A 20,956-nucleotide genomic window follows, 5' to 3' on the forward strand; every position below is an offset into this window, starting at 1 on the left:
GACGAATTAGACGGTGTTTTTGTCCGTCGACCGTCTGAAGTCGGTCAATCTTGCGGGATCGGATTGGTGCGCGGGTCGGGGCCGTTGGTGATGACGCGGTCGCGGTCGCCCAGGTCCTTGATGATCTTGACGTCCGTGAAGCCGGCGGCCTCGAACAGGGTCTTGACCTGCGGGCCCTGGTCGAAGCCGATCTCGACGGCGAAGACGCCCAGCGGCTTCAGGATGCGTTTCACCTCGGGCGCCAGATCGCGATAGGCCTGCAAGCCGTCGGGGCCGCCGTCCAGGGCCAGGTGCGGGTCGTGGTCGCGGACCTCGGGGTCCAGGGTCGCGATGTGGTCGGTGGGGATATAGGGCGGGTTGGACAGAACCAGGTCGAAGCTGGCGTCGCCGAAGCCCGCGGCCCATTCGGTGCGCAGGAAGGTCGCGCGCTCGTTCATATCCAGGTTGGCGGCGTTCTCTTTCGCCACCGCCAGGGCCTCGGACGAGATGTCGGTGCCGACGCCGCGCGCGGCCGGCCGCTCGGACAGCAGAGCCAGCAGGATCGCGCCCGAGCCGGTGCCCAGGTCGATGGCGTCGAAGGCCTCGTTTTTGGCGAAGGCCAGCATGGCCACGTCCATCAGGGTCTCGGTGTCGGGGCGGGGGCTGAGGACGTCGGGGGTGACGTTCAGCATGATCTTCCAGAAGCCCTTCTTGCCGACGATGCGCGACACCGGCTCGCGCTTCAGCCGGCGCTCGACCATGGCCTCGTAGGCGCTCAGCTGGTCGGCGGTGATGGGCCGATAGGGGTCGGTCAGGATGTCCATGCGGCTGGCGCCGGCGGCGGCCTCCAGCAGCAGGCGGGCGTCGATGGCGGGGCTGTCGATGCGGCCGGTCTTCAGCCGGGCCTGCGCGGCCTTCCAGGCGGTCAGCAGGGTCGGGGCGTCGGTCTCGGACTTGGGCGTGATGGGGTCGGTCATGGGCGTTGATTGGCCCCAGCCGACGACGATTTCAAGCATTTGCGGAACGGGCCGCCAGCTATACCGTTCGCCTGACCATGTCCAAGCGCGCCTCGCCCCTGTCCCGTCTGACCACCGCCGTCGCGGCCCGCTCGCCGTCGCGGCGCGGACGAACGGGGGGCGGCCTGTGGCGCTATCTGGCGGCGGCGGCCGGCGGTCTGGCGGCGGGGGCGGGGGCGGCGCACCTACTCTATAGCCAGGGTCACAAGGTGGGGGTGGAACTGCGCGCGCCCCGGCCCGAGGTCCTGCCGCCCCCGCCGCCGACGCCCGCCGACTATGACGCCAAGGAGCCGGGGCGCGGGCGGCTGGCCGACCGGCCGCACCGCATCCCGCGCAAGGGGTGGACCGACATCGTCTGGCGGGCCGGGGCTTCCTACTTCGGCGACCGGGTGGGCTTCGTGGCCGGGGGCGTGACCTTCTTCACCCTGTTGTCGCTGTTCCCGCTGCTGGGCTCGTTCGTGACCCTGTACGGCCTGTTCGCCGATCCGGCCGACGCCTGGGGCCGGCTGCAGTTCCTCTACGCCCTGATGCCCGACAGCATCGCCGAGTTCCTGGGCGCCCAGATGCAGCGCCTGGCCGAAAACTCCAGCACCCAGTTGACCCTGACCCTGATCTGGACGCTGATCCTGTCGCTGTGGGCCGCCAGCGGGGCGGTCAAGATGCTGTTCTACGGGCTGAACGTCGCCTACCACGAGACCGAGAAGCGCAGCTTCATCCGCTACAACATCATCTGCCTGACCTTCACCATCGGGGGGCTGCTGGCCGTGCTGGTCACGTCGGGTCTGGTGGTGGGCGTGCCGGTGGTGGTGCGGCTGTTCGGGCTGGAGGAGGAGTGGGGCCTGTTCGCCCCCTTGCGCTGGCCGCTGCTGTTCGCCGGCTATGTGCTGGCCCTGATGGGCATCTATCGCTACGGCCCGTGCCGCCAGAACGCGCGCTGGCGCTGGCTGACGCCGGGAGCGATTTTCTCGGCGACGCTGAGCGTCAGCCTATCTTTGGCCTTCAGCTGGTATCTGAGCCATTTCGTGCGGACCGACAGCTATGGCCCGCTGGCGGCCATGATGGGCTTCCTGCTGTGGACCTGGCTGTCGGTACAGCTGATCCTGCTGGGCGCCGCGCTGAACGCCGAGATCGAGCATCAGACCGCCGTGGACACCACCACCGGCAAGCCCCTGCCGCTGGGCCAGCGCGGGGCGATGGTGGCCGACAGCGTGGGGCCGCGACGCGGCAACCCCGCCGCCCTGGCCTTCACCCAGCGTCAGGCCGAGGCGGTGGCCGACAAGCTGCTGAAACACCGGCTGAAACGGAACGCCCGCTAGGCAGCCGGATCAGAGGATGAACCGGCTCAGGTCCACGTCCTTGGTCAGGGCGTCCATGCGGCCGCGCACGGCCTCGGCGTCGAAGGTGACGGTCTGGCCCGACAGGTCCGACGCCTTGAAGCTGGTCTCCTCCAGCACGCGCTCCAGCACGGTCTGAAGCCGGCGCGCGCCGATGTTCTCGACCGCGCTGTTGGCCGCCACCGCCGCATCGGCCATGGCCTCGACCGCATCGTCGGTGAAGACCAGCGCGACGTCCTCGGTGGCCAGCAGGGCTTGGTTCTGACGGATCAGATTGGCCTCCGGCTCCGTCAGGATGCGCTTGAAGTCGTCGCGCGTCAGGGCCTTCAGCTCGACCCGGATCGGCAGGCGGCCCTGAAGCTCGGGCAGCAGGTCCGACGGCTTGGCGACGTGGAAGGCGCCCGAGGCGATGAACAGGATGTGGTCGGTCTTCACCGGCCCGTATTTGGTCGAGACGGTGGTGCCCTCGATCAGGGGCAACAGGTCGCGCTGCACCCCCTCGCGCGATACGTCGGCGCCCGATGCGCCCTGCCGGGCCGCGACCTTGTCGATCTCGTCCAGGAAGACGATGCCCTCGTTTTCGGCCAGCGACAGGGCCTCGGTGGTCAGGCTGTCCTGATCCAGCAGCTTGTCGCCCTCCTCGGCGATCAGGGGCGTGGTCGCGTCGCGCACGGTCAGTTTGACGGTCTTGGTGCGCCCGCCGCCCATCTTGCCCAGCATTTCCGACAGGTTCAGCAGGCCGACGTTGCCGCCGCCCGGCAGGTCCAGCCCCTGGATCGGCGAGGCGGTGTCGGCTAACGACACCTCGATCTCCTTGTCGTCCAGTTCGCCGGCCCGCAGCTTCTTCCTGAAGCTGTCGCGCGTCGTCGCGCCCGCGCCCGGCCCGACCAGGGCGTCCAGGATGCGGTCCTCGGCGGCGGCCTCGGCCTTGGCCCGCACGTCGCCGCGCCGGCGGTCGCGCACCATGACCAGGGCGCTTTCGACCAGATCGCGCACGATCTGGTCCACGTCGCGGCCGACATAGCCGACCTCGGTGAATTTGGTGGCCTCGACCTTCAGAAAGGGCGAGCCGGCCAGACGGGCCAGGCGGCGCGCGATCTCGGTCTTGCCCACGCCCGTCGGGCCGATCATCAGGATGTTCTTGGGCGTCACCTCGTCGCGCAGGTCCGACGGCACGCGCTTGCGGCGCCAGCGGTTCCTCAGGGCGACGGCGACGGCGCGCTTGGCGTCATTCTGGCCGACGATGTAGCGATCCAGTTCCGAGACGATCTCGCGGGGGGTCAGTTCAGTCATGCGACGCAGATAGGAGACCCCGAACCGTTGCGGGAGGGGGCAGGGCGTCGCGGCGCGTCAAATCCCCGATCCGGCGCCCGCGTTCAGATAGCCCGAGGCGTCCACGAAGGCCTGCACCGCCGCCTGATCGGCATAGTCCAGCTCCAGCATCGCCTTGATCGCCGCCGCCTTGTCCGGGGCGCGGTCGTAGTAGCGGCTGGCGATGATGTAGCCGACATAATAGCCCAGGTCGGCCGTGCCGAACGGGTTGTTGACCCCATTGTACAGCCAGCCGCCGAAGTCCTCGCCGTTCATGTCGGCGCGGAAGGCCGTCCTGATCGCCGCGTCGTTGGCAGGGCCATAGGTCACATAGGGCAGTTTCGGCATCCGGCCGGTCGCCTTCTCGGCCACGAAATCGGCGACGCCTTCATAGACCACCTGGGCCAGCAGGGTCTGGCGCTCGCCCCGCTGCTGGGTGTGGACCACCTCGTGCGCCGCCAGCAGGTCCAGGTTCTCCAGAGGATCGCTGGCGAAATAGGTGGTGAAAAAGCGTTTCAGATTGGGCGGCATCTGCGACAGGTCCACGCTGGCGTCGCCTGTGGCCATCTCCACCCCGATCAGCACCTTGTCGCCCTGGGTCGTGCCGGCCGAGCGCAGGGCGCCGACCTCGAAATAGACGCCGGCGGGACGCAGGTCGGGATAGAGTTCGCGCAGTCGCGCCAGATGGATCTCCAGCTTCTCCAGCGCCTGACCCGCCAGGGCCGTGCGCGGCCGCACCGTGTCCCAATAGGTCGGATAGGCCCGGATCGCGTCGAGGAAGGTGTCTATCGTATAGCCCTTGGCCTGCATGAAGGCGGCCAGGCCCGGCGTGCCCTGGTCGATATACAGCCGCTGGAACAGGTCGCGCTGACGGGCCGGGTCGCTCTCGGCGCGCACGGCGTCATAGGCGGTCCAGAACCGGGCGATGTCGCCGTCGACGACCTGAACCCGCGGCGCCGGAGCGGCGGGCGACTGGGCCAGCACGGGCGCGGACGACAGGACGGCGAGCGCCGCGCAGGCGGCGAACAGGACGTGGCGCATGATGATCTTTCCCCCAAGGATCGGCATGGGGACGCAAGCGTCGCCTGGGCTCAAATGAAATCGCTGTAATCCCTGGGACGGATCAGGGACGTCATGTCGCGTCATGTCGGTCGCATTCCTAGGTTAGGACGGCGCCGGACGAACGGGAGACGACGGATGAAACCGATAGAGACGGATCGTCTGATCCTGAGACGTTTTCAGGCGGGCGACGCCGCCGATCTGTTCGCCTATCTGCACCAGCCGCGCGCCGCCTGTTTCCTGTCGATGCGGTTGGCGGATCTGGATGCAGCCAAGGCCGAGGCCGTCAAACGCGCCGGGTCCGACGACATCATCGCCGTCCAGTCCAGGGCCGACGGGCGGGTGATCGGCGAGGTCTTCGCCCATTTCGAGGAGCCGGACACCTGGTCCATCGGCTGGAGCTTCAACGGCGATGTCGCCGGGAGGGGCTATGCGTCCGAAGCGGCGGGGGCCCTGGTCGATCATCTGTTCGCGGATCGCGGCGCGCGTCGCCTCTACGCCTATGTCGAGGACGACAATCTGGCGTCCCAGCGGCTGTGCGAACGGTTGGGCATGCGGCGCGAGGGGCTGTTCCTCGACTTCATCTCGTTCGAGAACGACGACGCGGGCCGGCCGATCTACGTCAACACCTGGCAATACGCCCTGCTGAAACGCGAGCGGCAGGTCTGACGGGACAGCAGAAAGGCGTCCCCCGATCCGGGGGACGCCTTTGAAGCGCGTGCCGATGTCGCCCGGATCAGGCGGCGTTGGCGGCCTTCTTCTTGGCCAGCTTGTCCTGATGGGCCTTCATGCCGGCCTCGATCAGGGCGGCCGCGTCGCCGGCGTCGCCCCAGCCCTTGACCGTCACCGACTTGCCCTTCTCCAGATCCTTGTAGCGGGTGAAGAAGTGTTCGATCTGCTCGATCAGGATGGCCGGCAGCTGACGATAGCTGGCGATCTCGGTGTAATAGGGGTTCAGCTTGTCGACTGGCACGGCCAGGATCTTTTCGTCGCCGCCGGCCTCGTCCACCATCATCAGCACGCCGATGGGGCGCGAGCGGATGACGCAGCCCGGCACGACCGGCGTGGGGTTCAGCACGATCACGTCGCAGGGGTCGCCGTCGTCCGACAGGGTGTGCGGGATGAAGCCGTAGTTGCCCGGATAATACATGGCCGTGTGCAGGAAGCGGTCGACGAACAGGGCGCCCGATTCCTTGTCCATCTCGTATTTCACCGGCAGGCCCCCTTGGGGGATTTCGATGACGACGTTGATGTCCCAGGGGGCGTTCGGACCGACGGGGATGGCGTCCAGGTTCATGGCGGGTCTTTGCTGCGACTGCGAAATTCTTGAAGGCGAAGGGTGATAGGCCGCGCGGGCGCGGACGGCAAGGCCGACCTGTGGCGAACGGGCTTGCGCCGGCCGGGCGGATCACGGACATCATGGGGTCATGAGCTGGATCGACTGGGCGGCGCTGGCCCTCTTCTTCATCTGCTGGCTGGGCTATGGCCCCATCCTGTCCTTCATCGGCAGGCGCGGCGGGTCGCTGAACGACGACATGACGCATGTGCGCGCCATGTGGATGCGCTCCATGACCCATCGCGAGATGAAGTTGATCGACAGCCAGCTGATGGGCCATTCGATCAATTCGGCCTCCTTCTTCGCCTCGACCAATCTGCTGCTGATCGCGGCGGTGGCGGGCATATTGTTCGGCGGTGAAAGCGCCCTGAAGGGATTTGCGGCGGTCGGGGCCGAGAACGTGCCGACCCGGATTCTGGAGGCCAAGCTGGCCCTGGTCCTGATCTGTCTGGCGCGCGGCTTTCTGGATTTCATCTGGGCCCTGCGTCAGATGAACTACGCCCTGGCCCTGATCGGTGCGGCGCCGGAGCTGCATTCCAACACCGACCGCAAGGCGTTCGGCGAGGCGGCGGGCCAGTTGCTGAACCCCGCGCTCAGCGCCTTCAGCCAGGGGGTGCGCGGCTATTATTTCGCCCTGGCGGCGGCGGCCTGGCTGTTTGGGCCGCTTTGGCTGGCGCTGGGGGTGGCGTCCGCCTTCGGTCTTCTGATCTATCGCCAGGAGGCGTCGCCGGCCGCGCGCGCCATTCGCAATGCGCGCCGACTTCTGGAACACTGAGGGCTGCGTCTTCGCACTTGCGAGATAAATCGGGCGATCGCCTTGATTCAGGCGATCGCCATGCCATTGGAATTGCGTAACACGGCGTGACCGACACAGGCGCACAGGGGCCTTGACCCATTGTGCATCGCAACCTAGATTGTTCTTCGACGCCTCCGGGCGTCTTGCCCTTCCTGGGCGTTTCCTCCCTATAGACTTTAAATGCCGCACCTTCGGGTGCGGCTTTTTTTTGATCTGATCAGCGATCAGTCAGCCCACGGCTCCGCGCACAGGGCGGCGATGACCCGCCCCAGCGCCTTCTGCGTGCGGCCATAGCCGGCGCCGGGCGTCAGGGTCGCCTCGTCCAGATATAAGGCCCGGCTGATCTCGATCTGGATCGCCTCATAGCCCTCGTCCGGCCGGCCCCAGCACTGGGTCGACCACCCCCCGGCGTAGGGGCGGTTCAGCGACACCCGCCAGCCCAGCCCCTCGAACAGGTCGCGCAGTCGTCGCGTCAGGCGTGCGCCGCAGGCCGAGCCGTAGCGGTCGCCCAGCACCACCTCGGCCCCGACCGCCCGCGCCGGCATGGAATGCCAGTCGATCAGCACCGCCCGCCCATGCCGCGCCCGCGTCGCCTGCATCAGCTCGTCCAGGGCCTGATGATAGGGCCGGTGGACCGCCGCGATCCGCCCTTGCGCCTCTTCCAGCGTCAGGCGTCGGTCGTAGAGGGGCGTCCCGTCCCCGGCCAGGCGCGGCAAGACGCCATAGCCCGCCGCCGTCTTGGCCCCGACCGGCCCGTCCAGCCCCTCGATCAGGGCAGGGTCCAGTTCGCCGGGATCGCGGTTCAGATCGACATAGGCCCGGCCGATCCGCCCCTCGATCAGCGACGCGCCCCGACGCGGCCCCTCCGCCGTCAGCCGACCGACCAGGGCGTCTTCCGCGCTTCTCAGGCTGGCGGGGCTCAAGCCCGGCGCCGCGCCCATGTCTTCAGGATAGCGGTCGCCCGAATGGGGCGAGGCGAACACCAGGGCCGTCGCCCCCGCCGCCGGCGACGCCGCGGTGATCCAGAAACTGTCTCCGGCGTCGGTCATGCCCCGGCATAGCGGGTTTCGCTGTGGAAGGAAGTCGGCTGATCGTTGAATTTCATGGGCGGTTTACCGTTGCGTCCTAGGTTGGCGGCCTGTTTCAAGGGTGTTTCTGCATGGCGCGTATCCTTTTGGCCGAAGACGACGGCTCCCTGCGCGGCTTCCTGACCCGGGCGCTGGAGCGCGCGGGCCATCAGGTGATCGACTGCGAGAACGGCGACGACGCCATCGATGCCCTGGAACACGGCCCCTACGACCTGCTCCTGACCGACATCGTCATGCCGGGCGCCGACGGGATCGAGGTGGCCCGCGTCGCCGCCGCCCGCCAGCCGGGCCTGCGCATCATGTTCATCACCGGCTTCGCCGCCGTCGCCCTGACCGCCGCCCAGGCCACGCCCGACGCCAAGGTCCTGTCCAAGCCCGTCCACCTGCGCGACCTGGTCAACGAGGTCGAACGGATGGTCGCCGCCTGACCCGCTGATCCGACGGCGTTTTTCGAGAAATCTCTTTCTTGCCGTGAAATCGGCTTGATGCCGACCGACCACGCCGCTATACGACCGCTCTTCCCGCTCCGAACCCGTTTTCGGAGCCCTACGGCGGATGCGTAGCTCAGCGGGAGAGCACCTCGTTGACATCGAGGGGGTCACAGGTTCAATCCCTGTCGCGTCCACCATTTCCTTCCCGACATTATGACGCCAGCCGCCGCGATCGCGGGGATTTCGGCTGTGCTGGGTCTAGGCTCTGTCGGGCGCGCGGGATTTAACGGCGACGGCGGACCAGCGCCCAGATCAGGACGATCAGCCATGCGGTCAGCAGGGCGGCGCCCAATATGTCCCAGAGGCCGTCTTCCAGCAGGGCGCCGATCAGGCCGGTCAGGGTGAGGACGAACAGGATGGCGGGCGCGGCGAAGATGGCGCGCAGGCTGAGGTCCTTGCGGCTCATGACGGCTTCCTGCGCTTGGCCAGCCACAGATAGAGGCCCGAGATCAGGATGACGATGGTGGCGATGTCCAGCAGCGCCCAGACGATCTTCAGCCCCAGCCCGCCATAGTCGCCGAAGTGCAGCGGCTGGGACAGGGACAGGGTCCTCACATACCAGGGCATGGAGGCCACCGCCGCCAGCTCGCCGGTGCGCGCATCGATCAGGGCGGGCGTGGTCATGTGTTTGGTCAGCGGCGTGTCGCCATGGAAGAAGACGGCGTAGTGGTGGTCTGTGGAATAGGTCGAGCCCGGAAAGGCCACGAACTGCAGCGTCATGCCGGGCAGGGCGGCCCTGGCGCGTTCGACGGCGGCGTCCAGAGAGGCGCGCCGGCCGGCCGGGGCGGGCGCGTCATAGGCGACGGTCAGTTCCTTCAGCGCCGTGTCCTTCCAGAAGGCGATGATCGGCGTGGCCAGGGTGTTGACCACGCCCGTCGCCCCCACCACCAGCACCCAGGCCAGGGTCACGACGCCCAGGAGGTTGTGATAGTCCAGCCAGCGTGTCCGCGCCGCCTTTGACGCCCGCACCGTGCCGAACGGCAGACGGCGCATGAAGGGCGCATAAAGCACCACCCCCGACACCAGGGCGGCCACCAGCATCAGCCCCATGACGCCCAGGAACAGCATTCCCGGCAGGCCCAGGAACATGTCGGTATGCAGTTGCAGCAGAAACTCCATCACCGGATGGCCAGCGACCAGGGGGGCGACCTGGCCGCTGGTCTGGTCGATGGGTTCGAAACTGTATTGGCCGGCGGGGGCGTCGGGGGCGCGGCTGGTGACGTTCACCACGGGCCGATCCTCGTCGAAGCTCATGAAGGCCGGAACCTCGCCGGGATGCAGAGCCAGGGCCGCGCTCAACACCTGATCCAGGTTCAGCAGCGGTCCGTCCGGGTTCCGGGGCTGCCAGGGTTCGTGCAGCAGCACCTCGTCCAGTTCGTGCGTGAAGACCAGCGGCAGACCCGTGACGCACAGCATCAGCAGGAACACGGTCGAGATCAGGCTCGACCATTTATGGACCCAGGACCAGGCGCGGATCGTTCGGGCTTTCATCGGTCGCCTCTAGAACGGCTGGGGGCCGGACGGAACCGGGTCTGGGCTCCGTCCGGGGGCGTCATCATGTCGCGAAAGACGGGATCAGAACTCGGCCGAGATCGACAGGCGCAGGGTGCGCGGGGCGCCCAGCGTCAGATAGTTGGAGCCCGGATAGCCGCCGACGGCGACCCACTGGTTCTCGTCGGTCAGGTTTTCGACCCGCGCCCGCAGCGTCAGGGGCTTGCCGCCCGCCTCGAAGGCGTAGCGGACGCCGGCGTCGTAGCGGGTCCAGCTGTCCAGCTCGACGGCGTTGTCGGCGCTTGCCGGCTGGGCGCCGGTGTGGACGACCCGGCCTTCCAGCGTCAGGCCGTCGACGGCGCGGATGTCCCATTCGACGTTCAGATTGGCCTGGAAGTCCGGCACGCCGATGGCCGACTTGCCGTCAAGCGCCGGGTTCAGGGCGCGCTTGATCTCGGCGTCCAGCCAGGTCGCGCCGCCGATCACCCGCACCCCCTCCAGCGGCTCGCCGAAGACGGTCAGTTCGACGCCCCGGTTCTCCTGCTCGCCGCCGGCGGAATAGGTGCGCGTCGCGGCATCGAAATATTCGCTGGGCAGGGTGGTGCGGAAGGCGCTCAGCGTGGCGCCGAACGCCCCGGCGTCGTATTTCACGCCGATCTCGTTCTGTTCGGCGCGGAACGGCTCCAGCACTTCGCCGGCGTTGGCGACCGGCAAGCCATTGACGGCGCCGGGCGCCGTCTTTCCGGGGACCAGGGCCTCGGAATAGTTGGCGTAGAGCGAGACCTTGTCGATGGGGCGATAAACGACGGCGAAGACCGGCGTGACCGCATCGCTGGCGTAGCCGCCGTTCCGGGCCGTGGTGTTGTAGTCATAGGACCGGGTGTCGATCTCCTGATAGCGGGCGCCCAGGGTGATCATCAGGCGGTCGTCCAAGAAGGAGGCCATGTCGGCGATGGCGACGCTGTTGGTCCTGACCCGCCCCACGACGGTCGGATCGGTCAGGGAGCCGGCGGCCAGGGCGGTCGGGGCCGGGGCGGGCGTGAAGACCGGCGCATACAGGTTGCTGGCGAAGCCGCCGAAGTCGGAGAAGGCGTAGGAGTTCTTCTCGCGCGACTGCACCTGGGCGGCCGAGGCGACCAGACGGTGGCGGACAGGGCCGGTGGCGAAGTCGGCGCGCACGCCGACATCGGCCGAGAAGACCTGATCGCGCCGGCCGTTGTCGAACCGATAGGCGTTCAGCGATCCGTCCGCATTGGCGCGCGGATTGGCCAGGCTGTTGCGCTCCTTGCCGTCGCGACCGCCCACGGCGGCCCAGACGGTGACGGCGTCGGTGACGTCGAACTCGCCGCGCGCGGCGCCGAACAGCTGGGTTTCGTCCGTATAGGTCCAGGGCTGGGCGAAGTTCTTGTCCGCGTCCGGGGCGCGGGGAATGGCGCCGTTCGGCGTCACCTGCGGACGCGGCGCGTCGATGCGGTTGTCCTGCCAGCCCAGATCGGCCGAGAAGCGGGCCCGGTCGCCGCGATGATCCAGCCCCAGGCCGATCACCTTCATGTCGCGGTCCTCGCCCTCGACCGCGCCTTCGCCGGCGCGGCTGGCCAGGTTCAGCCGCAGGCCCCAGTCGCCATCCCGGCCGAAGCGGCGCGACAGGTCGGCGGCGGCGTAGATCTGATCGCCGCCCTCACATCCGGCCGTCAGCCGGTTCAGCGGCGCATCGCCCGCGCGTTTGGGGGCCAGGTTGACGGCCCCGCCCACGCCGCTGCCGCCCGGCGCGGCGCCGTTTAGGAAGGCGGTTGCGCCGCGGAAGACCTCGACCCGTTCCAGCAGCTCGGCCGCCACGAACTGACGCGGCAGGACGCCATAGAGACCGTTATAGGTCATGTCGTCCGAATAGACCGGGAAGCCCCGGATTACGTACAGTTCCTGGAAGTTGCCGAACCCCTTGGTCAGCCGCACGGCCGGATCGTTCTGAAGCACGTCGCCGACGCTGCGGGCCTGCTGATCGCGCGCCAGTTTCTCGGTGAAGCTTGTGGACGAGAAGGGGGTGTCCATGACGCCCAGATTGCCGAACAGACCGACCCGTCCGCCGCGCGCCACCTGGCCGCCGGCATAGGCGGGCGGCAGGGCGACCTGCGATCCCGTCACCACGATGTCCGACAGGATGGTCGGAGCTTCCGACTGTTGGGCCAGGGCGGGGGCGGCGTCGAGCAGCGTCGCGACGGAGGCGGACGCCAGAAGGCCGAACAGGGAAATACGCATCGGGGAGAGATCGCTCTGATTATAAGAATGCGTCGCAATACCCCTGTAACCGGCGTGTGACAACTGCGGCGTTCGGCCCCTCCTCGACGGACGAACGGTGGACGCGGATCGGCAAATGCGCGATTTCGGGGCATGGGTTTCATCGCGCGCCTGTTCCGTTTGCACACCTCCCTGTGGCTGGGGTTGGCGGTGCTGGCGATGACGGTGGCGGCGACGCCCGCCTCGGCGGGGCTGGCGGTGCGGCTGGCGGCGGGCTGGGACGCGGGGGTGGCGGCGTTTCTGATCCTGACGCTGGTTCACATCCTGCGTTCAAGCTCGCAGGAGGCCATCCGACGCCGGGCGGCGGAGCTGGATCAGGCGGGGGCGCTGGTTCTGCCGCTCAGTCTGACGGCCGCGGTCGCCAGCTTGGTCGTTCTGGTGCTGGCCCTGATGCATGGCGGAAAGCCGTCGCTGGCGCAGGCGGGGTTCTCGATCCTGACGGTGGGTCTGTCGTGGCTCTATGTCCACGTCATCTTCGCCCTGCACTACGCCCACGGCTTCTATGCGCCCAAGGAGAAGGGCAGGGGCGATCAGGGCGGGCTGATGTTTCCGGGCGAGGAGGAGGCCGACTACTGGGACTTCCTGCATTTCAGCCTGATCATCGGCGTGGCTAACCAGACGGCCGACGTGCAGATTTCCAGCCGCAAGCTGCGCGGGCTGGCGACGGTGCATTGCCTGATCGCCTGGTTCTTCAATGCGGTGGTGCTGGCCCTGACGGTCAATCTGGCGGCGGCGCTGTTCTGAACGCCGCCGCAGATCGGGTTCAGAGGTGGACCGGCTTGCCGGACTCTTCTTCTTCCAGCGTGACGGCGATGTCGGCGTTGGCCGACAGACGCACCTTGTCGCCCTCCACCCCGGCGACGAAGCCTTTTTCGATATAGTGGTGGTGATCGCTGTGGGCGCCCGTGTTCTCGCGCCGGGTCAGTTTGATGCGGTCGCCATCCAGACGGTCCACCGTGCCGACATGGACGCCGTCGGCGCCGATGACCTCCATGCCTTCCCTGATCTCGCTCATCGTCGTTCTCCTGGCTGAAGCGGATTACAGCAGGGGGAGCGCGACGGCGGGGGCGAGGTTCCGCAGACGCGCGAAAGGGCGAAGGCGAAAACGGCGATGTTGGGAGGGTGGCCAGTCTCCCTCTTCCCCGGCGAACCGATGGAAGAGGGAGGCTGATGGTGGAGCTTAGCGGAGTCGAACCGCTGACCTCTTGCATGCCATGCAAGCGCTCTACCAACTGAGCTAAAGCCCCGGACCTTGCGGTCTGGTTCGCCCGGTTCATCTTGCGATGGCCCCCGGCGAGGCGGCGGAAACTATGTCAGGCTTTTTCTGCGATCAAGCCCGTTTCGAGATTTATTTTCACCCCGTTCCCAAGGGTGAAAATGCGCAGGGTTTTCAAACCGGAAGGGTCCGAAAGCCCTGCTGTCCCGCCGCGTCTCCCTAACGGGAAATGCGGCGGGTGCAACAAGAATCTGAGCCTTTGACGAGATGCCCACAGGAATGGGCCTCAACCTCGCGCAAGGCTCGGCAGGCTCGGACGGATCAGTCGTCGTCGCGCGACGGCTTGGTGATCTCGTCGTCGATGGAGTCGTCGTCCTCGTCCTCGATGAAGGGGACGGAATCGTCGTCGTCGTCGGCCAGCAGATCGTCGTCGTCGCCGTCCGTGGAACCCATGCCGGGCTCTTCGGAAGCGTCGGCGGGGGAATCGTCGTCGTCGTCGGGCGTCAGGATCGGCTCGTGACCTTCCTCGTCGATTTCGGGCGTGGAGGTCTCGTTATCCTCCTCGTCCTCGTCGCCGTCGGCCGACTTGGTCTTGACCTGATCTTCAGTGTCCTCGTCGTCGGCGGGATAGCCGGGACGGGCGCGGCGGCTGCGCAGCTTCATCGCCTCTTCGGGATCGAAGTCCGTGCCGCATTTGGGGCAGTGGGCCGGGCGGCGGTTCAGATCGTAGAATTTCGCCTGGCAGTTCGGGCAGACCTGTTTGGCGCCCAGTTCGGGATTGGCCACGGGGGGATGCTTTCAACGGGTTGAATTCGGGGCGGTCCCTTGCCACCCCTTAGGGCCGCTGTCAAAAGCTGTCTTTCGCGCCGCCCGCGCACTCCTTTCGCCATCGACGCCTGAAGCGGGTGAATATGCCTTCCCAACTGACCGCCCGACGCTCCTCCGCACTGACCGGAAAGGTCCGTGCGCCCGGCGATAAATCCATGTCGCACCGGTCGATGATCTTCGGCGGCATGGCGTCCGGCGTGACCACGGTGGAGGGGCTGCTGGAAGGCGACGACATCCTGGCCACCGCCCGCGCGGTCGAGGCGTTCGGCGCCCAGGTCGAGCGGACCGGAGAGGGCGAATGGCGCATCGTCGGCGCCGGCGGCTTCAAGACCCCGATGTCCGTGATCGACTGCGGCAACGCCGGAACCGGGGTGCGTCTACTGATGGGGGCGGCGGCGGGTTATCCGCTGACGGCGACCTTCGATGGGGACGCCAGCCTTCGCAAACGGCCGATGAAGCGGGTGACGGGGCCTCTGGCCGAAATGGGCGCGCGGTTCGGCTGGCTGGCGGCCGAGGACCGGGTGCCGGTGGCCCTGACCGGCGGGGCGCTGAAGGGCATCGACTATGTGCAGACCGTGGCCTCGGCCCAGATCAAGTCGGCTATCCTTCTGGCGGGGCTGAACGCCGAGGGCGTGACGACCGTGACCGAGCCGGAAAAGAGCCGCGACCACACCGAGCGGATGCTGCGGGCCTTCGGCGCCGAAGTTCTGGTCGAGGATCGGGGCGAGGGCTGGACGATCACCCTGAAGGGCCGTCAGCCGCTGAAGGGAACCCATGTGGCGGTGCCGGGCGATCCGTCCTCGGCCGCCTTCCCGCTGGCGGCCGGTCTGATCGTTCCGGGATCGGAGGTGACGGTCGAGGGGGTGATGCTGAACACGCTTCGCACCGGCCTGTTCGACACCTGGATCGAAATGGGCGCCGACCTGACCATTCAGAATCGCCGCCAGGCCGGGGGCGAGGACGTCGGCGACATCACCGCCCGCCATTCCCGACTGAAGGGCGTGGTGGTTCCCGAGGATCGCGCCGCCTCGATGATCGACGAATATCCGATCCTGGCGGCGACGGCCGCCTTCGCCGAGGGCGTCACCGTCATGCGCGGCGTGGGCGAGATGCGGGTCAAGGAAAGCGACCGGATCGCCCTGATGGTCAACGGGCTGCGGGCCTGCGGCGTTCAGGTCGAGGAGGAGGCCGAGGGCTTCCTCGTCACCGGCGGGCCCGTGCGCGGCGGGGCCACGGTCGCCACCGCCCACGATCATCGCATCGCCATGAGCCATCTGGTCCTGGGCCTGGCCGCCGAACAGCCGGTCTCGGTGCTGGACCCCGAAATGATCGCCACCAGCTTCCCCGGCTTCGTCGAGATGATGAACGGACTGGGGGGACGGATCGCGTGAAGTGGCGGCGTGATCTGATCTGGAGATCGGGTTCCGCGCTTGCCGCCATGGTCTGTTTCGGCGGTTTGTGGATCGTCACTCGCCAGGTCTGGGCGGGGGTGACGACAGGGCGTATTCGAGGAAAGTACGGCTGGACGCTCCGCCAGGATCATCCGATCATGTTCGACATCACGGTGGGGCTGAATGTCCTGGCCGCCGTTCTATGGCTCGGCCTTGCCGTGCTGGCGATCTGGTTCGCCTGTTCGCGCAGCCTTTACGAGGATTGAGCGCGAAGACGCACGAGATGCTGTTCTGAGTGACAGACCGCTTGTGTTTTGCTCTCTGAGCAGGTTCTACGGTGCGGCGGGGCAACCTGACTTCTCATCGCCCTTCGTGACTCCACAAGAAAGAAAATCTCCTGACGAAAGCCATGGTCATCGCCGTCGACGGACCGGCCGCCTCTGGCAAGGGGACCATCGCCGCGCGCCTGGCCCGGACCTATGGCCTGCCGCATCTGGATACGGGGCTGCTGTATCGGGCGGTGGGGCTGAAGGTGCTGCAGGACGGCGGCTCGCTGGACGACGAGTCGGCGGCGACCGAGGCCGCGCGGGGGCTCGACGCCACGGGTCTGTCGGACGACGCGCGCCTGACCACGGGCGAGGCGGGCGAGGCGGCCAGCCGGGTCGCGGGCTATCCCGGCGTGCGCGCGGCCCTTCTGGAACTGCAACAGGCGTTCGCGGCCCAGGCGGGCGGGGCGGTGCTGGACGGGCGCGACATCGGCACGGTGATCGCCCCCGACGCTCCGGCCAAGCTGTTCGTCACCGCCACGCCCGAGGTCCGCGCCACCCGCCGCTGGAAACAGCTGACGGCGCGCGGGATCGAGATTTCGCTGGAGGCCATGCTGGCCGACATCCAGCGGCGCGACGATCGCGACGCCGGACGCGGCGCGGCGCCGATGGTGCAGGCCGAAGACGCGGTCTTGCTGGATACGACCGACATGGGTATAGAGGCCGCCTTCGATGCGGCCCGCCGTATCGTCGAGGCGGCGCGCGCGAAACACGGTCTTTGACCGGCCCTCGCAAATCCAACGCGCCATCCTCGGCTTCCGCGGGCGTCCTGATCGTTTCTGAACGGCCTCGCATCCTGACGACCTGACTAAATCCTTCTCCCATCGTTTCACGCGCGGCGTTTCGTCGTTCGAGAAGCGTTCAACCGCGCGAGGCCCCTGTGGTCGCGCGCCCTTAGCCCCCAGGATGCTTTCCAGCTCCATGACTGACACCCTTACCCCCACCCGCGACGATTTCGCCGCCCTGCTCGACGAACAACTGTCGGGCCGCGACTTCGGCGAAGGCCAGGTCGTTCACGGCCGCGTCGTCGGCATCGAAAAAGACATCGTCATCATCGACGTCGGTCTGAAGACCGAAGGCCGCATCGCCATGCGCGAATTCGGCCAGGGCGAAGACGGCAAGCTGCCCAAGGTCGGCGACAACGTCGAGGTTTACCTGGAGCGCGTCGAGAACGCCCTGGGCGAAGCCGTCATCAGCCGCGACAAGGCCCGCCGCGAAGAAGCCTGGACCCGTCTGGAAGTCGTGTTCGCCGAAGGCCAGCCGGTCAACGGCGCCATCGTCGGCCGCGTCAAGGGCGGCTTCACCGTCGATCTGGGCGGCGCCTCGGCCTTCCTGCCGGGCTCGCAAGTCGACATCCGTCCGGTTCGCGACGTCGGCCCGCTGATGGGCAAGGAACAGCCCTTCGCCATCCTGAAGATGGACCGTCCGCGCGGCAACATCGTCGTCTCGCGCCGCGCCATCCTGGAAGAAGCCCGCGCCGAACAGCGCACCGAGCTGGTCGGCCAGCTGCAAGAGGGTGAAATCCGCGAAGGCGTCGTCAAGAACATCACCGACTACGGCGCGTTCGTCGACCTGGGCGGCATCGACGGCCTGCTGCACGTCACCGACATGTCGTGGAAGCGCGTCTCGCACCCGTCGCAGGTTCTGGCCGTCGGCGACACCGTCAAGGTCCAGATCGTCAAGATCAACCCGGACACCCAGCGCATCTCGCTGGGCATGAAGCAACTGCAGTCGGACCCCTGGGACGGCGTGGAAGCCAAATATCCGGTCGGCGCCAAATACACGGGCCGCATCACCAACATCACCGACTACGGCGCCTTCGTGGAGCTGGAAGCTGGTGTCGAGGGCCTGGTCCACGTCTCGGAAATGTCCTGGACCAAGAAGAACGTCCATCCGGGCAAGATCGTCTCCACCTCGCAGGAAGTGGACGTGGTCGTCCTGGACGTCGACGCCTCCAAGCGCCGCATCTCGCTGGGCCTGAAGCAGGCTCAGGACAATCCGTGGGACGCCTTCGTCGCCAACCACCCGATCGGCTCGACCGTCGAGGGCGAAGTCAAGAACGCCACCGAGTTCGGCCTGTTCATCGGCCTGGACAACGACATCGACGGCATGGTCCACCTGTCCGACCTGGACTGGTCGGTGTCGGGTGAAGAAGCCATCCAGCGCTACCGCAAGGGCGAAATGGTCAAGGCCAAGGTGCTGGACGTCGACGTCGAGAAGGAACGTGTCTCGCTGGGCATCAAGCAGCTGGGCGGCGATCCGATCGGCGAGGGCGACACCTATCGTCGCGGCCAGCAGATCACCGTCACCGTCTCGTCGATCGAGTCGGGCGGCATCGAGGTCAAGTTCGGTGAAGACGACGCGCCGGTCACGGCTTTCGTCCGCAAGTCGGACCTGTCGCGTGACCGCAACGAGCAGCGCCCCGAGCGTTTCGCCGTCGGCGACCGCGTCGACGCCATGATCACCGCCGTCGACAAGGCCTCGCGCCGCGTCTCGGTGTCGATCAAGGCGCTGGAAATGAAGGATGAGCAGGAAGCCATCGAACAGTTCGGATCGTCCGATTCGGGCGCTTCGCTGGGCGACATCCTGGGCGCCGCGCTGAAGAACGCCGGCTCCAAGGAGTAATCCTGGTCCGAAAGGCGTCAGGCGCTTCGCTCAAGCCGCGAAGCCCGCGCATTTCACAAGAATGAAGGGCAGCGGGCGCGATCCCGCCGCCCTTTTTTCTGCCCAAAGCGTCGCTGTGTGCGAAAGCGGACGTAATTCCGACCGTTGACGCGGGTCCTTGTCGGATAAGGGCTTTTTCGAACGCCAGTCGGGCGTTAGGGTGCGCCATCTGGATCGAGGGGGACGAGACGGCCCCTCCTCACGACCGACCGGGGACGCCGATGATCAAGTCCGAGCTGATCGAAAAGCTGGCGATGGAGAACACCCACCTGACCCACGCGGAGGTGGAGCGGCTGGTCAACGCCATTCTGAACACCATGACCACGGCCCTGTCGGAAGGCGGGCGGGTCGAACTGCGCGGTTTCGGCGCCCTGTCGGTGCGCGGCCGGCCGGCGCGGGCGGGCCGCAACCCCCGCACCGGCGAGGCGGTCGAAGTGCCCGCCAAGGCCGTCCCCTTCTTCAAGAGCGGCAAGGAACTGCGCGAGCGCCTGAACGCCTCGGGCGACGCCTGAACCCCCTGCACATTTCCAATCAAGGATAGCCCATGAGTCTTCTGTCGGAATTCCGCGAGTTCGCGGTCAAGGGCAATGTCGTCGATCTGGCGGTCGGCGTGATCATCGGCGCGGCCTTCAACGGCATCGTCAAAAGCCTGGTCGATCAGGTGGTGATGCCGCCCATCGGTCTGCTGACCGGCGGGATCGACTTCTCCAAGCTGGAATGGGTGCTGCGGGCCGAGAACCCGGCGACCGAGGCGGTCGAGAAGGTCTCGATCCAGTACGGCGCCTTCATGAACACGGTCATCCAGTTTCTGATCGTGGCCTGGGTGGTGTTCCTGGTGGTCAAGGGGATCAACGCCCTGCGTCGCCAGGAAGCGGCCAAACCCGATCCGGCGCCCGCCGCCCCCACCGCGACCGAGGCCCTGCTTGCCGAAATCCGCGACGAGTTGAAGGCCCGGCCGAACGGCTGATCAGGCCTTGGCCGCCCGGCCGCGCGACGCGGCCAGGGCGGTCGAGCGGCGCCGCACCGTCGGCGCCGGCGGATTACGCAGACAGATGCCGTAGTCGCCGTCGAACGGCGTCGGCGCCCAGGCTTCGGCCAGGGCCGGGTCGTCCACGATGGCGTGGCAATGCCCCCATCCGCCCTCGCGTCGGGCGCTTTGCGTCAGGTCGCCCAGCGCCTCCAGCAGGCGCGGCGTCGTCATCTGCAACCGCACCTTGGCCGCGCCCATCGCCCGTGCATTGGCGATCAGCGCCCGCGTCAGAAGGGGCAGGGCGTCCTGATCCGTCTCCAGCGCGATCAGATCGACGATGTCCAGGCACGGCGGCTCGATCAGGCTGGTCTTGGTGATCTGCGCCATGGCCAGACCGACCACGGCGCCGCCGCGCATACAGGTCAGCATCACCGGCGGCAGGGTCAGGTCGGGGTCCGACAGACGCCAGCGCAAGGTCGCCGGGCTGCGATCCGCCAGCAGCCGATCCTCTTTGGACAGGCGCCTCCAGAAGTCCCCATAGGCCGAGGCGTCCGACAGGTCGCGCAGGACGCTGACGCCGTCCGGCAGGGTCAGGACGTGGCGCCCGAAGACCCGGGGGTTCATCAGCTGTTCGCCCAGCCGCGCCGCCGTCTCGGCCGAGATGCCGCCCAACAGGGTTCGCAGCACCCGACCCCCGATGCAGGCCAGGCGGTCGGTGGTCCAGGACAGTTTCAGGGCGTGGGTCTGACCCGGCCACGGCCTCAGGCCGAACAGCCCGTACAGCGGCGCCGAGCGCGCATTGGCGTTGAAGGTGTAGCGGGCGAACAGGCCAGATTGTTTCAGAAAGGCGCGGATCAGCGGCCGGCTGGCGCCCTTGCGGCTGGGCGGCACGATGATCGAAAAGCCCGTCGCGCCATACAGGGTGCGCGACCCGTGCTGGAATCGCTGCACGAAGTTGCCCAGCATGGCCGCCGGTCGGTCATGCTCGTCGGTGATGACCCAGCCGGCGGGCGCGTCGAGAGCCTCGCGCGCCGGATTGCTCTCCAGCCAGCGCCAGCCCGCAGGCGAGCGTTCGGGCCAGCCCACTTCGCGGTGCAGCCGGTTGAGGGCGTCGTGATCGGATCTGACGATCGGCCGGACGGCCATGGGACGGTCCTTCCCAAAATGAAACCGCAACTCTGTTTGCGTCAGTCCAATGCAGACAATGCGCCAATCGGGATAACCATAGGTTGTTATTTTAAGGCGGACGCTCGCGGCACGCTGTCCCATGACGGCCTTAACCCTTGTTCGGATTTCCCGAGCGTGCTGGTTATGCGCCTTTCATGCGTCGGTTCGGGCGCAGCAGTCAGGAGTGAGCCGTTGACA

The 20,956-nt window shown here is 67.5% G+C and carries 21 protein-coding genes, 2 tRNA genes and 1 pseudogene; 12 read left to right on the plus strand and 12 right to left on the minus strand.

Annotation, left to right across the window (positions count from 1 at the left end):
* Positions 1-44: 44 nt before the first annotated feature.
* Complete coding sequence (gene prmC, locus SH203_RS12955) at positions 45-956, minus strand: peptide chain release factor N(5)-glutamine methyltransferase (protein ID WP_087121497.1); 912 nt, start codon at positions 954-956, stop codon at positions 45-47.
* Positions 957-1,033: 77 nt separating this feature from the next.
* Between prmC and SH203_RS12960 the strand changes: the two genes are divergently transcribed.
* The gene (locus tag SH203_RS12960; protein WP_087121371.1) at positions 1,034-2,311 is read left to right on the plus strand and encodes a YihY/virulence factor BrkB family protein; all 1,278 of its coding nucleotides are present in this window, start codon (positions 1,034-1,036) and stop codon (positions 2,309-2,311) included.
* A 9-nt stretch (positions 2,312-2,320) separates the two neighbouring features.
* On the opposite strand, the gene hslU is transcribed toward SH203_RS12960, so the two are convergent.
* A complete protein-coding gene (hslU, locus tag SH203_RS12965) occupies positions 2,321-3,622 on the minus strand; it encodes an ATP-dependent protease ATPase subunit HslU (RefSeq protein WP_087121372.1) in 1,302 nt (433 codons plus the stop codon).
* A gap of 57 nt (positions 3,623-3,679) precedes the next feature.
* Positions 3,680-4,681: a DUF2268 domain-containing putative Zn-dependent protease gene (locus SH203_RS12970; RefSeq protein ID WP_087121498.1), complete on the minus strand. Its 1,002-nt coding sequence runs from the start codon at positions 4,679-4,681 to the stop codon at positions 3,680-3,682.
* Between the two features lie 156 nt (positions 4,682-4,837).
* Here SH203_RS12970 and SH203_RS12975 point away from each other — a divergent pair, with 156 nt between their 5' ends.
* A complete protein-coding gene (locus SH203_RS12975; RefSeq protein ID WP_087121373.1) occupies positions 4,838-5,368 on the plus strand; it encodes a GNAT family N-acetyltransferase in 531 nt (176 codons plus the stop codon).
* A 67-nt stretch (positions 5,369-5,435) separates the two neighbouring features.
* Here the strand turns inward: SH203_RS12975 and ppa are convergent, their stop codons facing one another.
* A complete protein-coding gene (gene ppa / locus SH203_RS12980; RefSeq protein ID WP_087121374.1) occupies positions 5,436-5,996 on the minus strand; it encodes an inorganic diphosphatase in 561 nt (186 codons plus the stop codon).
* A 130-nt stretch (positions 5,997-6,126) separates the two neighbouring features.
* On the opposite strand from ppa, the gene SH203_RS12985 reads away from it, so the two are divergent.
* A complete protein-coding gene (locus tag SH203_RS12985) occupies positions 6,127-6,810 on the plus strand; it encodes a DUF599 domain-containing protein (RefSeq protein WP_087121375.1) in 684 nt (227 codons plus the stop codon).
* A 245-nt stretch (positions 6,811-7,055) separates the two neighbouring features.
* Here the strand turns inward: SH203_RS12985 and SH203_RS12990 are convergent, their stop codons facing one another.
* On the minus strand, positions 7,056-7,880 hold the full coding sequence (locus SH203_RS12990) for an N-formylglutamate amidohydrolase (protein WP_087121376.1): 825 nt from the start codon (positions 7,878-7,880) through the stop codon (positions 7,056-7,058).
* Positions 7,881-7,990: 110 nt separating this feature from the next.
* Between SH203_RS12990 and cpdR the strand changes: the two genes are divergently transcribed.
* Both cpdR and SH203_RS13000 read left to right on the plus strand, forming a co-directional pair.
* On the plus strand, positions 7,991-8,347 hold the full coding sequence (gene cpdR, locus SH203_RS12995) for a cell cycle two-component system response regulator CpdR (protein WP_017506825.1): 357 nt from the start codon (positions 7,991-7,993) through the stop codon (positions 8,345-8,347).
* 125 nt (positions 8,348-8,472) lie between these two features.
* A tRNA-Val gene (locus SH203_RS13000) sits at positions 8,473-8,547 on the plus strand.
* A gap of 86 nt (positions 8,548-8,633) precedes the next feature.
* Here the strand turns inward: SH203_RS13000 and SH203_RS13005 are convergent.
* The 3 genes and pseudogenes from SH203_RS13005 to SH203_RS13015 all read right to left on the minus strand — a co-directional run bounded on the left by SH203_RS13005 (position 8,634) and on the right by SH203_RS13015 (position 12,157).
* A complete protein-coding gene (locus SH203_RS13005) occupies positions 8,634-8,816 on the minus strand; it encodes a hypothetical protein (RefSeq protein ID WP_087121377.1) in 183 nt (60 codons plus the stop codon).
* Positions 8,813-9,904 (minus strand): annotated as a pseudogene (locus SH203_RS13010) (PepSY-associated TM helix domain-containing protein); the annotation flags it as partial. The pseudogene SH203_RS13010 and the gene SH203_RS13005, both read right to left, overlap by 4 nt.
* Positions 9,905-9,985: 81 nt before the next feature.
* Positions 9,986-12,157: a TonB-dependent siderophore receptor gene (locus tag SH203_RS13015; protein WP_087121379.1), complete on the minus strand. Its 2,172-nt coding sequence runs from the start codon at positions 12,155-12,157 to the stop codon at positions 9,986-9,988.
* A gap of 132 nt (positions 12,158-12,289) precedes the next feature.
* Here SH203_RS13015 and SH203_RS13020 point away from each other — a divergent pair, with 132 nt between their 5' ends.
* Positions 12,290-12,940 carry a DUF1345 domain-containing protein gene (locus SH203_RS13020; RefSeq protein WP_087121380.1) on the plus strand — a complete coding sequence of 217 codons (651 nt, stop codon included), beginning with the start codon at positions 12,290-12,292 and terminating at the stop codon, positions 12,938-12,940.
* Positions 12,941-12,959: 19 nt separating this feature from the next.
* Here the strand turns inward: SH203_RS13020 and SH203_RS13025 are convergent, their stop codons facing one another.
* The 3 genes from SH203_RS13025 to SH203_RS13035 form a co-directional block, all read right to left on the minus strand.
* The gene (locus SH203_RS13025) at positions 12,960-13,211 is read right to left on the minus strand and encodes a DUF2171 domain-containing protein (RefSeq protein ID WP_200808945.1); all 252 of its coding nucleotides are present in this window, start codon (positions 13,209-13,211) and stop codon (positions 12,960-12,962) included.
* 156 nt (positions 13,212-13,367) lie between these two features.
* Positions 13,368-13,443, minus strand: a tRNA-Ala gene (locus tag SH203_RS13030).
* A 290-nt stretch (positions 13,444-13,733) separates the two neighbouring features.
* On the minus strand, positions 13,734-14,198 hold the full coding sequence (locus SH203_RS13035; protein ID WP_087121381.1) for a TIGR02300 family protein: 465 nt from the start codon (positions 14,196-14,198) through the stop codon (positions 13,734-13,736).
* Positions 14,199-14,323: 125 nt separating this feature from the next.
* Between SH203_RS13035 and aroA the strand changes: the two genes are divergently transcribed.
* The 6 genes from aroA to mscL all read left to right on the plus strand — a co-directional run bounded on the left by aroA (position 14,324) and on the right by mscL (position 19,588).
* Positions 14,324-15,631, plus strand: a complete 1,308-nt coding sequence (gene aroA / locus SH203_RS13040; RefSeq protein ID WP_087121382.1) for a 3-phosphoshikimate 1-carboxyvinyltransferase — start codon at positions 14,324-14,326, stop codon at positions 15,629-15,631.
* Positions 15,628-15,897 carry a hypothetical protein gene (locus SH203_RS13045; RefSeq protein ID WP_143275739.1) on the plus strand — a complete coding sequence of 90 codons (270 nt, stop codon included), beginning with the start codon at positions 15,628-15,630 and terminating at the stop codon, positions 15,895-15,897. The genes aroA and SH203_RS13045 overlap by 4 nt, the downstream gene beginning before the upstream one ends.
* A gap of 143 nt (positions 15,898-16,040) precedes the next feature.
* Positions 16,041-16,679: a (d)CMP kinase gene (cmk, locus tag SH203_RS13050; RefSeq protein ID WP_087121384.1), complete on the plus strand. Its 639-nt coding sequence runs from the start codon at positions 16,041-16,043 to the stop codon at positions 16,677-16,679.
* Positions 16,680-16,878: 199 nt separating this feature from the next.
* Positions 16,879-18,582: a 30S ribosomal protein S1 gene (gene rpsA, locus SH203_RS13055; RefSeq protein ID WP_087121500.1), complete on the plus strand. Its 1,704-nt coding sequence runs from the start codon at positions 16,879-16,881 to the stop codon at positions 18,580-18,582.
* Between the two features lie 260 nt (positions 18,583-18,842).
* Positions 18,843-19,133: an integration host factor subunit beta gene (locus SH203_RS13060; protein WP_087121385.1), complete on the plus strand. Its 291-nt coding sequence runs from the start codon at positions 18,843-18,845 to the stop codon at positions 19,131-19,133.
* Between the two features lie 32 nt (positions 19,134-19,165).
* Positions 19,166-19,588 carry a large-conductance mechanosensitive channel protein MscL gene (gene mscL, locus SH203_RS13065; RefSeq protein WP_087121386.1) on the plus strand — a complete coding sequence of 141 codons (423 nt, stop codon included), beginning with the start codon at positions 19,166-19,168 and terminating at the stop codon, positions 19,586-19,588.
* On the opposite strand, the gene SH203_RS13070 is transcribed toward mscL, so the two are convergent.
* Positions 19,589-20,737, minus strand: coding sequence for a hypothetical protein (locus SH203_RS13070; protein ID WP_087121387.1), 1,149 nt, complete (start codon positions 20,735-20,737; stop codon positions 19,589-19,591).
* Positions 20,738-20,956: the final 219 nt, after the last annotated feature.

Source organism: Brevundimonas sp. SH203 (genome assembly GCF_002157625.1).
Classification (GTDB): Bacteria; Pseudomonadota; Alphaproteobacteria; order Caulobacterales; family Caulobacteraceae; genus Brevundimonas.

What these genes read in the sequence shown, in the direction of transcription:
- prmC (WP_087121497.1), bottom strand. Translation starts at nt 956, where the DNA reads ATGACCGACCCCATCACGCCCAAGTCCGAGACCGACGCCCCGACCCTG.
- SH203_RS12960 (WP_087121371.1), top strand. Translation starts at nt 1,034, where the DNA reads ATGTCCAAGCGCGCCTCGCCCCTGTCCCGTCTGACCACCGCCGTCGCG.
- hslU (WP_087121372.1), bottom strand. Translation starts at nt 3,622, where the DNA reads ATGACTGAACTGACCCCCCGCGAGATCGTCTCGGAACTGGATCGCTAC.
- SH203_RS12970 (WP_087121498.1), bottom strand. Translation starts at nt 4,681, where the DNA reads ATGCGCCACGTCCTGTTCGCCGCCTGCGCGGCGCTCGCCGTCCTGTCG.
- SH203_RS12975 (WP_087121373.1), top strand. Translation starts at nt 4,838, where the DNA reads ATGAAACCGATAGAGACGGATCGTCTGATCCTGAGACGTTTTCAGGCG.
- ppa (WP_087121374.1), bottom strand. Translation starts at nt 5,996, where the DNA reads ATGAACCTGGACGCCATCCCCGTCGGTCCGAACGCCCCCTGGGACATC.
- SH203_RS12985 (WP_087121375.1), top strand. Translation starts at nt 6,127, where the DNA reads ATGAGCTGGATCGACTGGGCGGCGCTGGCCCTCTTCTTCATCTGCTGG.
- SH203_RS12990 (WP_087121376.1), bottom strand. Translation starts at nt 7,880, where the DNA reads ATGACCGACGCCGGAGACAGTTTCTGGATCACCGCGGCGTCGCCGGCG.
- cpdR (WP_017506825.1), top strand. Translation starts at nt 7,991, where the DNA reads ATGGCGCGTATCCTTTTGGCCGAAGACGACGGCTCCCTGCGCGGCTTC.
- SH203_RS13005 (WP_087121377.1), bottom strand. Translation starts at nt 8,816, where the DNA reads ATGAGCCGCAAGGACCTCAGCCTGCGCGCCATCTTCGCCGCGCCCGCC.
- SH203_RS13015 (WP_087121379.1), bottom strand. Translation starts at nt 12,157, where the DNA reads ATGCGTATTTCCCTGTTCGGCCTTCTGGCGTCCGCCTCCGTCGCGACG.
- SH203_RS13020 (WP_087121380.1), top strand. Translation starts at nt 12,290, where the DNA reads ATGGGTTTCATCGCGCGCCTGTTCCGTTTGCACACCTCCCTGTGGCTG.
- SH203_RS13025 (WP_200808945.1), bottom strand. Translation starts at nt 13,211, where the DNA reads ATGAGCGAGATCAGGGAAGGCATGGAGGTCATCGGCGCCGACGGCGTC.
- aroA (WP_087121382.1), top strand. Translation starts at nt 14,324, where the DNA reads ATGCCTTCCCAACTGACCGCCCGACGCTCCTCCGCACTGACCGGAAAG.
- cmk (WP_087121384.1), top strand. Translation starts at nt 16,041, where the DNA reads ATGGTCATCGCCGTCGACGGACCGGCCGCCTCTGGCAAGGGGACCATC.
- rpsA (WP_087121500.1), top strand. Translation starts at nt 16,879, where the DNA reads ATGACTGACACCCTTACCCCCACCCGCGACGATTTCGCCGCCCTGCTC.
- SH203_RS13060 (WP_087121385.1), top strand. Translation starts at nt 18,843, where the DNA reads ATGATCAAGTCCGAGCTGATCGAAAAGCTGGCGATGGAGAACACCCAC.
- mscL (WP_087121386.1), top strand. Translation starts at nt 19,166, where the DNA reads ATGAGTCTTCTGTCGGAATTCCGCGAGTTCGCGGTCAAGGGCAATGTC.
- SH203_RS13070 (WP_087121387.1), bottom strand. Translation starts at nt 20,737, where the DNA reads ATGGCCGTCCGGCCGATCGTCAGATCCGATCACGACGCCCTCAACCGG.